10 protein-coding genes and 1 tRNA gene are annotated in these 10245 nt (G+C 58.2%); all 11 read right to left on the bottom strand.

Features of this window, described 5'->3' with window-relative positions:
• Window positions 1-113: 113 nt before the first annotated feature.
• Entirely contained in the window at window positions 114-383 is a 270-nt protein-coding gene (rpsO, locus tag AC13E3_RS06960) for a 30S ribosomal protein S15 (protein ID WP_008171539.1), read from the bottom strand.
• A gap of 78 nt (window positions 384-461) precedes the next feature.
• Window positions 462-1403 carry a tRNA pseudouridine(55) synthase TruB gene (gene truB / locus AC13E3_RS06955; protein ID WP_008171537.1) on the bottom strand — a complete coding sequence of 314 codons (942 nt, stop codon included), beginning with the start codon at window positions 1401-1403 and terminating at the stop codon, window positions 462-464.
• Window positions 1400-1822: a 30S ribosome-binding factor RbfA gene (gene rbfA, locus AC13E3_RS06950; protein WP_008171536.1), complete on the bottom strand. Its 423-nt coding sequence runs from the start codon at window positions 1820-1822 to the stop codon at window positions 1400-1402. The genes truB and rbfA overlap by 4 nt, the downstream gene beginning before the upstream one ends.
• A gap of 25 nt (window positions 1823-1847) precedes the next feature.
• Window positions 1848-4391, bottom strand: coding sequence for a translation initiation factor IF-2 (gene infB, locus AC13E3_RS06945; RefSeq protein WP_008171535.1), 2544 nt, complete (start codon window positions 4389-4391; stop codon window positions 1848-1850).
• A gap of 18 nt (window positions 4392-4409) precedes the next feature.
• On the bottom strand, window positions 4410-5903 hold the full coding sequence (gene nusA, locus AC13E3_RS06940) for a transcription termination factor NusA (protein ID WP_092033274.1): 1494 nt from the start codon (window positions 5901-5903) through the stop codon (window positions 4410-4412).
• 55 nt (window positions 5904-5958) lie between these two features.
• Window positions 5959-6420, bottom strand: coding sequence for a ribosome maturation factor RimP (gene rimP, locus AC13E3_RS06935; RefSeq protein ID WP_008171533.1), 462 nt, complete (start codon window positions 6418-6420; stop codon window positions 5959-5961).
• A gap of 320 nt (window positions 6421-6740) precedes the next feature.
• Window positions 6741-6825, bottom strand: a tRNA-Leu gene (locus AC13E3_RS06930).
• Between the two features lie 7 nt (window positions 6826-6832).
• Window positions 6833-7213, bottom strand: coding sequence for a preprotein translocase subunit SecG (gene secG / locus AC13E3_RS06925; RefSeq protein WP_008171532.1), 381 nt, complete (start codon window positions 7211-7213; stop codon window positions 6833-6835).
• 24 nt (window positions 7214-7237) lie between these two features.
• Entirely contained in the window at window positions 7238-7996 is a 759-nt protein-coding gene (tpiA, locus tag AC13E3_RS06920; RefSeq protein WP_081467510.1) for a triose-phosphate isomerase, read from the bottom strand.
• Between the two features lie 75 nt (window positions 7997-8071).
• Complete coding sequence (gene glmM / locus AC13E3_RS06915) at window positions 8072-9415, bottom strand: phosphoglucosamine mutase (RefSeq protein ID WP_008171529.1); 1344 nt, start codon at window positions 9413-9415, stop codon at window positions 8072-8074.
• Window positions 9415-10245, bottom strand: a complete 831-nt coding sequence (gene folP / locus AC13E3_RS06910; protein WP_008171527.1) for a dihydropteroate synthase — start codon at window positions 10243-10245, stop codon at window positions 9415-9417. Before folP ends, glmM begins: the two co-directional genes overlap by 1 nt.

The following is a 10245-nucleotide window of genomic DNA, read 5'->3' as shown; positions in this document are numbered from 1 at the left end:
ACAATCCAACTGCAGTGGGAAAAAACACAACCAGCAGTCCCCGCGAGGAGGACTGCTGGTTGACGACTGCCGCCGGACGTACCGGCACAGCCCTCAGGTCGTAAAGACCCGGATTAGCGACGCAGACCCAGGCGCTGGATGAGCTCCAGGTAACGATCGGCGTTCTTGCGCTTGAGGTAGTCCAGCAGCTTACGACGCTGGTTTACCATCCGGATCAGGCCGCGGCGGGAATGGTGATCCTGCTTGTTGGCCTTGAAGTGATCCTGCAGCTTGTTGATGTTCGCGCTCAGCAGTGCCACCTGAACTTCAGGGGAACCGGTATCGCCATCACCTTGCTGAAAATCCTTAACGATCTGTGCTTTCTCGTTGGCAGAAAGTGCCATAACTCACCTCATTGTTTGCGATGCTTTCGAATACGGCCGAACCGCGCATCTCTACAGCCCGGCTAGACAGCGACGCGCCTAACGCTTTCCGCTGCTTTTCACCAGTCGGCGTGGGACCAGATTGGTCTGCTCGCCTTCCGGGAATGCTTCTGCAAGCCCGACGAAGCTTTCGTTAGCGCTCTCATTCGCATAGAGACGCACGAACCCGTCGTAAGCCTGACCCGGTATTCTAACCGGTTGTCCGTTCAAGATCGATACCAGCGCCTGCCCCGCCAGACGGTGCTCGGGGAACATGGACAGCGCGGCATCCGGTGCCACGAGGAGACCATCAAGGCTTTCACCCCGCTCACGCATCGCCTCCAGATCACTCACGGCATGGGCATCGGCCAGAGTGAACCCGGAAGCCATGGTACGGCGCAGCGCCGTTACATGGGCTCCGCAGCCCAGGGCTTCACCGATATCCTCAACCAGTGAGCGGATGTACGTACCCTTGGTGCAGCTGACCGCGATATCCAGTTCATTCTCGCGAATATCCAGGAGCGTCAGTTCGTAAATGGTCACCGGTCTTGCCGGACGTTCCACCTCGATACCTTCGCGAGCATATTCGTAGAGCGGACGCCCTTTGTGCTTGAGCGCCGAGTACATGGAGGGAACCTGTTGGATATCACCCCGGAAACCGTCAAGTACCGGCTCCAGGACCTCGGCGGTGAGACCGGCCGGTACCGGTTTCTCGGCAACGACGGCGCCCTCACTGTCACCGGTTTCGGTTTGGACTCCGAGCCGGGCGGTGGCAATGTAGGCCTTGTCGCTGTCGAGCATCATCTGGGAGAACTTGGTGGCCTCACCGAAGCACAGCGGCAGCACGCCCGTGGCCAGGGGATCAAGAGCACCGGTGTGGCCCGCCTTGGCGGCCCCGAACAGGCGCTTCACCTGCTGCAGGATGCCGTTGGAGGTAACACCTGCCGGCTTGTCGATAACGAGGATACCGTTAACGTCACGGCCTTTGCGTCTGCGGCTCAAGCGTTACGCTCCGGGTCATCCTGATCATCGTCGGTGCGGTCAACGGCCGGCTTGTCGCCGACCGCTTCCCGAATGAGGCTATCCATTTTGCGGCTGTATCCCTGCAGCGTATCGAAGTGGAAACGCAGCTGTGGCACAACCCGCAGCTTCATTGCGCGACCTACCTGGCCCCGCAGAAAGCCCGAGGCTTTGTTGAGCACCGCAATCGATTCCCGGACCTCCGGAGACTCTTCCGTCAGTTCTTCGGTGGAAAGCAGGGAAACATAGATATCGGCGTAGCCAAGATCACGACTGACCTTGACTGCGTTGACCGTGACCATACCCACCCGCGGGTCTTTGACTTCCCGCTGGATGAGCTGGGCCAGTTCCCGTTGCATCTGATCGCCGATGCGATCAATACGACTGAACTCTCTTGGCATTAGGCTTCCTTCAAAATCGGGCGCATCACGCGCCGGTGGACTCAAGCTTGCGCTCGACCCGGACGCGATCGAAAACCTCGATCTGGTCGCCGACTTTCACGTCGTAACCCTTAACGCCAATACCGCATTCCATACCGTTACGGACTTCAGGTACGTCGTCCTTGAAGCGACGCAGGGATTCCAGCTCGCCTTCAAAGATAACCACATTGTCCCGCAGAACCCGGATCGGCTTGTTACGGTAAACCGTGCCTTCAGTAACCATGCAACCGGCCACCTGACCAAACTTCGGCGAACGGAACACATCACGCACGTCGGCGATGCCAACAATATCTTCGCGGAATTCCGGTGCCAGCATGCCAGTCAGGGCTGCTTTCACATCATCAATCAGGTTATAGATGATGCTGTAGTAGCGCAGATCCAGACCTTCCTGCTCAACCAGGCGCTTGGACGCTGTGTCGGCACGGACGTTGAAACCGAAGATAACCGCATTGGTTGCCATGGCCAGACTGACGTCGGTCTCGGCAATACCGCCAACACCGGACGACACGATCTTGACCTGGACCTCATCGTTACCCAGGTCCTGCAAGGCCTTGGTGATGGCTTCCAGCGAACCCCGAACGTCGGTCTTGAGCACAACATTGAGGGTTTTGACCTCGTCCTTGCCCATGTTCTCGAACAGGTTCTCAAGCTTGGCGGCCTGCTGACGCTGGAGACGCTGCTCCCGCTCGCGGCTCTGACGGAACTCGGCCAGCTCTTTGGCCTTCTTCTCGTCAGCAACGGCGAAGAACTCGTCACCGGCATCCGGTGTTCCGTTCAGACCGAGGATCTCGACCGGAATAGACGGGCCTGCTTCCTTGACCTGCTTACCGGCTTCATCGGTCATCGCACGGACCTTACCGAAGTAGGAACCGGCCACAACCATGTCGCCCTGACGCAGGGTACCGTTCTGTACCAGGACAGTCGCAACGGAACCGCGGCCACGCTCAAGGCTGGATTCTACGACCACGCCCTTGGCAGGCGCATCGGTTGCCGCCTCAAGCTCGAGCACTTCTGCCTGAAGCAACAACGCCTCCAGCAGATCTTCAATGCCCTCACCGGTGTGTGCTGAAACAGGCACGAACTGAACGTCACCGCCCCAGTCTTCCGGAATGACTTCCATGCCCGCCAACTCGGTCTTGACGCGATCGGGATCGGCCTCTTCCTTGTCCATCTTGTTGATGGCAACAACGATCGGCACCCCGGCGGAGCGCGCGTGCTGGACGGCTTCCTTGGTCTGTGGCATCACGCCGTCATCGGCGGCAACAACCAGGACAACGATATCCGTGCACTGGGCACCGCGGGCACGCATGGCGGTAAAGGCCGCGTGGCCCGGGGTATCCAGGAAGGACACCATGCCGTGATCCGTTTCTACGTGATAAGCACCAATGTGCTGGGTAATACCACCAGACTCACCGGAGGCCACCTTGGTACGGCGGATGTAGTCCAGCAGGGAGGTCTTACCGTGGTCAACATGACCCATCACGCTCACAACCGGAGCCCGCTTGGTCTTTTCGCCGCCCTCGAAGGAGAATTCGCTCAGAACCTCTTCCTCGAACGCATCGTCGCTGACGGTCTTGGCTTTATGACCCAATTCCTCGGTCACCAGAACGGCAGTTTCCTGGTCCAGTGCCTGGTTGATGGTGGCCATGACGCCCATGCCCATCAGGGTCTTGATAACATCAGCCGATTTGACTGCCATACGCTGGGCAAGGTCACCGACAGATATCGTTTCCGGAATCTCTACTTCTCTGACCATTGGTTTGGTCGGCCTCTCGAAAGCATGACGCTTCTCTTTGGGTTTCTTTTTCGCACGCAGCGGCTTGCGCAGCGTGGTCTCTTCCTCATCCTCGGAGATAACCAGCGGCTCTTCCACCGGACGACTGCGAGGACCACGATGGCCTGCCTGCTTCTTCTTCGGCTTGCCCTCTTCGATCTCGTCGCCGCGCTCGCGAACTTTCTCTTTCTTTTTCTTCGGCTTCCGATCCTTGCCCTCGCCCTCGGGCGGCGGCATAGGCATATCTTCCGGAGCGGGAACCGGCTCGGGCTCAGGCTCTTTCTTGGGCTCGGCCTTCTCTGTCGGTTCCGGCTGCTCTGATGTCGCTGCCTCGGCCGGCTTCTCTGCCTCTTTCTGCGGCGCCTGCTCGGCGGCCACCTTCGGCGCTTCTTCCACCGGCGCTTGCTCAGGCTGCTGCTCTGCTACCGGCTCTTCCGGTTTCGGCGCTTCGGCCTCAGGCTGCAATTCAGCCCGCTTGATGTAGGTACGGCGCTTGCGAACCTCAACGTTGACGGTCTTTGCCTTGCCGGCCTTGAGCGTGGTGGTGGTCTTACGCTTCAGGGTAATCTTGCGCGGCTCGGCGTCAGCCTCACCGTGGGTCTTTCTCAAATAGGCCAGCAACTGCTGCTTCTCATCGCTGGAGACAGAGTCATTCTCGGAGCGGGCTTTCAGGCCAGCCTCCACAATCTGCTTCAGCAAACGATCCACGGGAGCGCCTACATCTTCGGCCAGTTGTTTTACCGTTACTTCAGCCATACTGGTCCTCCTCCCGAATTAAGCCTGGTCTTCAAACCAGGGGGCACGTGCGGTCATGATAAGCTGACCAGCACGCTCTTCATCCATACCTTCAATCTCAAGCAGGTCGCCAACCGACTGCTCTGCCAGATCTTCCATGGTGCGCACACCCATGCCGGCCAGTTTGAAGGCCAGGCTGCGGTCCATGCCGGCCATTCCCAGAAGATCGTCTGCCGGCTCGGCGCCCTCGAGCGCTTCCTCGCTTGCCAGGGCCTGATTCAACAGGACATCCTTGGCGCGACGGCGCAGCTCGGTGACGGTCTCTTCGTCAAAGCCCTCGATCGCCAACATCTCTTCCATCGGCACATAGGCCACCTCTTCAATAGAGGTAAAGCCTTCCTCGATCAGCACACCGGCAAATTCTTCATCAACATCCAGATTGCCAATGAAATGCTCGACAAGCCGGCTGTATTCCTGTTCCTGACGCTCACCGGCTTCTTCCTCGGTCATCACGTTCAGGGTCCAACCTGTCAGGTCGGTGGCCAGGCGGACATTCTGGCCGTTACGGCCGATTGCCTGTGCCAGGTTGTCTTCCGCCACTGCCACTTCCATGGTGTGCCCGTCTTCGTCCATCACGATGGACGCCACTTCTGCGGGGGCCATGGCGTTGATCACCAGCTGTGCCGGGTTGTCGTCCCACAACACGATATCAACGCGCTCACCGCCCAGCTCATTGGACACGGCCTGAACCCGGGAGCCACGCATACCAACACAGGCGCCAACGGGATCAATACGGCGATCGTTGGTCTTCACCGCAATCTTGGCCCGGGAACCGGGATCACGGGCAGCGCCGCGGATCTCGATCAGATCTTCAGCAATCTCGGGCACTTCGATGCGGAACAGCTCGATCAGCATCTGCGGAGAGGTGCGGCTGAGAATCAACTGGGGACCGCGGTGATCCGTACGGATCTCCAGCAGCAGCGAACGCACCCTGTCACCCATCCGGAACGTCTCGCGGGGGATCAGGAATTCGCGGGGCAGCAGCGCCTCGGCATTGGCGCCCAGATCGACAATCACGTTGTCGCGAGTAACCTTCTTGACGGTACCCGACACCAGCTCACCAACGCGGTCGCGGTAGCTGTCCACAATCTTGGTGCGTTCAGCTTCACGAACCTTCTGGAAGATAATCTGCTTGGCAGCCTGGGCGCCAATGCGGCCAAAGGCTTCGGATTCGATTTTCTCCTCGTGGATATCGCCAGGCTTCAGGGCCGGGTCGATTTCCTCGGCTTCCTGCAGGGTGAGCTCAGTGCCCAGCGCAGGAACGGCATCGTTATCCACCACCAGCCAGCGGCGGAAGGTTTCGTATTCGCCGGTTTTCCGGTCGATTGATACGCGGATATCCGCCTCTTCGTCTTCAAAGCGTTTTTTGGCAGCGGTGGCCAGTGCCAGCTCGATCGCTTCAAAAATCACATCCTTCTCGACACCTTTCTCGTTCGAGACGGATTCAACCACCAGCAAGATCTCTTTACTCATTGGATTGCCCTGCCCTTAAAATCAACTGTGCGTCCACGGACTTTATTCAAATCGTTCACTCAAATACCGGCACGATGTGGGCTTTTTCAATGCTGTCGAATGGCAGCAGATACTCGTGATCATCAACGACCACAACCACATCATCACCTTCCACGCCTTTGATCAGCCCCTGAAACTTCCGGCGACCTTCAAATGCCATCCGGAGACGAATCTGAACCTGATGACCAACAAAGGCCTCGTATTGCTCTAGACGAAACAGCGGGCGATCCATCCCCGGGGATGAGACCTCCAGTGTGTATTCGGTCTGGATGGGATCTTCCACATCCATCACACCGCTGATCTGGCGACTGACTTTCTCACAGTCGTCGACTCCGATGCCGTTTTCGGCATCGTCAATAAACACCCGTAACAGGGAATGATGGCCCTGCGAGCGGAATTCAATGCCCCAGAACTCATACCCCAGACCTTCCACCACGGGCTGAAGAATGTCTTCCAGTTGCTTAAGCTTGGCTGACAAGTTGTGCCTTCTCCGTTATCAATTTACCGGCCCCAAAAACAAAAAAAGGGCTGTTTTATCAGCCCTTTTTATGCACCAGGGCCCTTTGCGCCAGGCCCCTTAATCAAAAAGCCCCTGACAATGGGGCCTTTTGTTGCAAGAACTCGCAGGAAGCAAACCGGTGTACCGCTTCCTGCTGACAGACACCTGGCCTGCCAGAAACCCGCCAGCACCAAGCGGCAGGTCCCAATATCCGCCGGAGTATAGAGACGCCGGACAGACTGGTCAAGGACTAACCAAAAAAAACGGCCTGGAAACTCCAAGCCGTTTTTCTTCTAATATGGTGCCCGGGGCCGGACTCGAACCGGCACGGCTTTCGCCACTACCCCCTCAAGATAGCGTGTCTACCAGTTTCACCACCCGGGCAACATTCTTACTCGAGTTCAGGGAGATCAGACTCCCCACCCTCGGCTTCGCTGGCTGCGGCTTCGCCATTGTCAGCAGCGGTATCAGCAGGGGCTGCGCTGCTGGATTCCTGAACAACAGGAATACCGGCTTCGCCTGCCACTTCGGCACGCTGCTTGGCAAAAATCGCCAGCGAGAAACTTGTTACAAAAAATACCACTGCGAGCAGAGTCGTGAAGCGGGTGAGAAAGCTACCGCTACCCTGACTACCAAACACAGTCTGCGATGCACCACCACCAAAGGCAGCGCCGGCATCTGCGCCTTTGCCCTGCTGGATCAGCACCAGACCCACCAGCGCCACCGCGATCACCACGTGCACAACGACTACCAGCGTTTCTACCCAATCCATAACGACTCTCGCGAACCTTTAAATTCAGGTACCCGCCGGAACACTCCGGCAAATACTTACAAAATCTTCTGCTTTGAGCGACGCTCCGCCGATCAAACCGCCGTCAATATCCGGCTCGGCAAAAAGAGCGGCTGCATTATCCGCTTTTACACTGCCCCCGTAAAGGAGGGAAATCTCATTGGCCGGCGCGCCCATCTCTGAAAGCACCTGCCGAATCGACGCATGCATTGCCTGCGCGTCCTGTGCCGTAGCGGTTTTACCTGTTCCGATCGCCCAGACAGGCTCATAGGCAACCACTACACGCTGCCACTGCTCGCTTGTGACCGTCGCAAGGCCGGCCTTTACCTGGGCGGCAACAACGGTCTCGGCCTTACCAGCCTCACGCTCTTCCAGGGTTTCACCAACACAAACCATGGCCTGGAGCCCGGAAGCGAGAATGCGACCGACTTTTTCGGCCACTGCAGCGTCTGTCTCAGCGAAGAGCTGGCGACGTTCGGAATGACCGACCAAGACGTATTGACAGCCCTGATCCAACGCCATGTCCGCGGAAATCTCACCGGTGTAGGCTCCGGACGCCCATTGCGCCACGTTCTGAACACCGACCGACAGTACATCGCCTGCGCTGGCAACTACGTCCGGGACGTAAATAGCGGGAGGAATGATAACAACCTCAACGCCATTATCAAGAGAGGCCGCCTGGGATCGCACATCGCTTACCAGCGTTTGTGCCAGGTCTTTTGACCCGTTCATTTTCCAGTTTCCGGCTACAATCTTCCGACGCATAACAGTTCCCGAACGTTAGGGAGGGCGAACTATACAGCACTCCCTCCCGGCAGACAACCGCCTGAAAACACAAAATTAAGCGGTGGATTTCTCCACAACTTTTGCCAGTTCCTCGACTACCCGAAGAATCTCGCTGGCGTCCTGCCCCTCCGCCATCACACGGATCAGCGGCTCTGTGCCAGAAGCCCTCAACAGAATCCTGCCGGAACTGCCCAGCTCGGTTTCGGCCTTGCGCACCGCAGCTACGATATCATCACGACTGAACGGATCGAAACGCTGCGCCACCCGAACGTTGATCATTTTCTGGGGGAGCTTGCTCATCCCCTTCCGCAGATCCGCAAGGGTTTTCCCGGACTTCCACACCGAAAGAAGGACCTGCAGCGCCGAAACAATACCATCACCGGTACTGGTGCAGTCGCGGATAACCATGTGGCCAGAGCCTTCGCCACCGAGCACCCAGTTGTTGGCGAGCAGCCGCTCCATCACGTAACGGTCGCCGACTTTTGCACGCTCGAACTCGATTCCGATTTCATTCAAAGCAAGCTCGACACCCAGATTGGTCATCAGCGTACCGACCACACCGCCTTTCAGGCGATCCTCGGCAAAGCGTTGGGACGCGATGACGTAGAGCAGCTCATCGCCGTCGACCTCGGATCCGTCCCGATCCACCATCAGAACCCGATCGCCATCCCCATCGAATGCGATCCCCAGATCAGCGTTTTTTTCGATCACTGCTGCCTTGAGCGCCTGCAGATGAGTGGAGCCAACGTTAAGGTTGATATTGAGCCCATCGGGATCGCCACCGATAACCGAAACCTTGGCCCCAAGCTCCCGAAATACCTTGGGGGCCACGTGATAGGTGGCGCCATGGGCACAGTCCAATACGATATTCATGCCGTCGAGCGTAAACTCATTGGGCACAGTGCTCTTGCAGAATTCCACATACCGGCCCGGCGCGTCGTCAACGCGGGAGGCCTTGCCCAGCTCAGTCGGGCCACAAACCTCAATGGGCTTGTCCAGCCAGCGCTCGATCTCGGCTTCAAGAGCATCGTCCAGCTTGGTGCCGGCCGCTGAGAAGAACTTGATGCCGTTGTCGTGGTGGGGATTGTGGGAGGCGCTGATCACAATGCCGGCCGAAGCGCGGAAAGTGCGAGTCAGGTAAGCGATTGCCGGCGTTGGCATCGGACCAAGCAGCTTTACATCCACACCCGCCGCCGCAAGGCCAGCCTCAAGGGCCGACTCAAACATGTAACCGGACAGGCGAGTATCCTTGCCGATCAGTACGCTGTTGCGCTGACCATCGCGCTTGAAGGCCTGGCCCGCAGCCCAGCCAAGTTTCAGCATGAATTCCGGCGTTATCGGAAACTCACCCACGTGCCCGCGAATACCGTCCGTACCAAAGTACTTTCTCTCGGACATTAACCTGCCTCCTTCACTGCCGCCACCACACGGATAGCGTCCACTGTTTCCCTGACATCGTGCACACGAATAATACTGGCACCCTTCATGGCCGCTATTGTCGCGGCCGCAAGGCTCGCAGGCAACCTTTCATTCACCTCACGGCCAGTGATATGGCCCAACATGGACTTCCTGGAAACGCCAACCAGCAGGGGATGCCCGAGGATGTGCATCTGCTCAAGGGAGGCCAGCAACTGCAGGTTGTGCTCAAGGCTTTTCCCAAAACCGAAGCCGGGATCCAGCAGGATGTTTTCAGGGCGAATTCCGGCCTGCTCCGCAACGCGGATGCGCTCGGTCAGAAAAGCACTGACTTCCCGACGCACATTCCGGTACTCGGGACGATCCTGCATGGTATCCGGCTCCCCCTGGATGTGCATGATGCAAACCGGTATGCCCGCTTTTGCAGCCACTTCCGGAGCACCGTCACGCTGCAGGGCCCGCACATCATTGATCAGGCCGGCCCCGAGTTTTGCCGTTTCAGCCATCACTTCCGGCGCACTGGTGTCTACCGAGATAACCGCGTCGAGCTCCCGGGCTGCTGCCTCAACCACCGGGCAGACCCGGTCCAGCTCTTCCTGCAACGACACGGGCGTGGCACCCGGGCGCGTGGATTCACCACCGATGTCGATAAACGTGGCGCCATCGGCAACCATTTGCCTGGCCCGGACGAGAGCCGCATCCGGCCGGTTATATTGGCCACCATCGGAAAACGAATCCGGTGTTACATTCAGAACGCCCATCACGTGGCAGCGGGACATATCCAGTTCCCGCCCGGCAAAATTCATTTTCAT

This window comes from Marinobacter sp. L-80 (genome assembly GCF_056859395.1).
The sequence above is the reverse complement of the archived record's forward strand: the minus strand, read 5'-3'. Positions and strand labels throughout refer to the sequence as shown.

Coding starts and splice junctions, on each gene's coding strand:
- rpsO (WP_008171539.1), bottom strand. CDS start 383: ATGGCACTTTCTGCCAACGAGAAAGCACAGATCGTTAAGGATTTTCAG.
- rbfA (WP_008171536.1), bottom strand. CDS start 1,822: ATGCCAAGAGAGTTCAGTCGTATTGATCGCATCGGCGATCAGATGCAA.
- infB (WP_008171535.1), bottom strand. CDS start 4,391: ATGGCTGAAGTAACGGTAAAACAACTGGCCGAAGATGTAGGCGCTCCC.
- nusA (WP_092033274.1), bottom strand. CDS start 5,903: ATGAGTAAAGAGATCTTGCTGGTGGTTGAATCCGTCTCGAACGAGAAA.
- secG (WP_008171532.1), bottom strand. CDS start 7,213: ATGGATTGGGTAGAAACGCTGGTAGTCGTTGTGCACGTGGTGATCGCG.
- tpiA (WP_081467510.1), bottom strand. CDS start 7,996: ATGCGTCGGAAGATTGTAGCCGGAAACTGGAAAATGAACGGGTCAAAA.
- glmM (WP_008171529.1), bottom strand. CDS start 9,415: ATGTCCGAGAGAAAGTACTTTGGTACGGACGGTATTCGCGGGCACGTG.
- folP (WP_008171527.1), bottom strand. CDS start 10,245: ATGAAAATGAATTTTGCCGGGCGGGAACTGGATATGTCCCGCTGCCAC.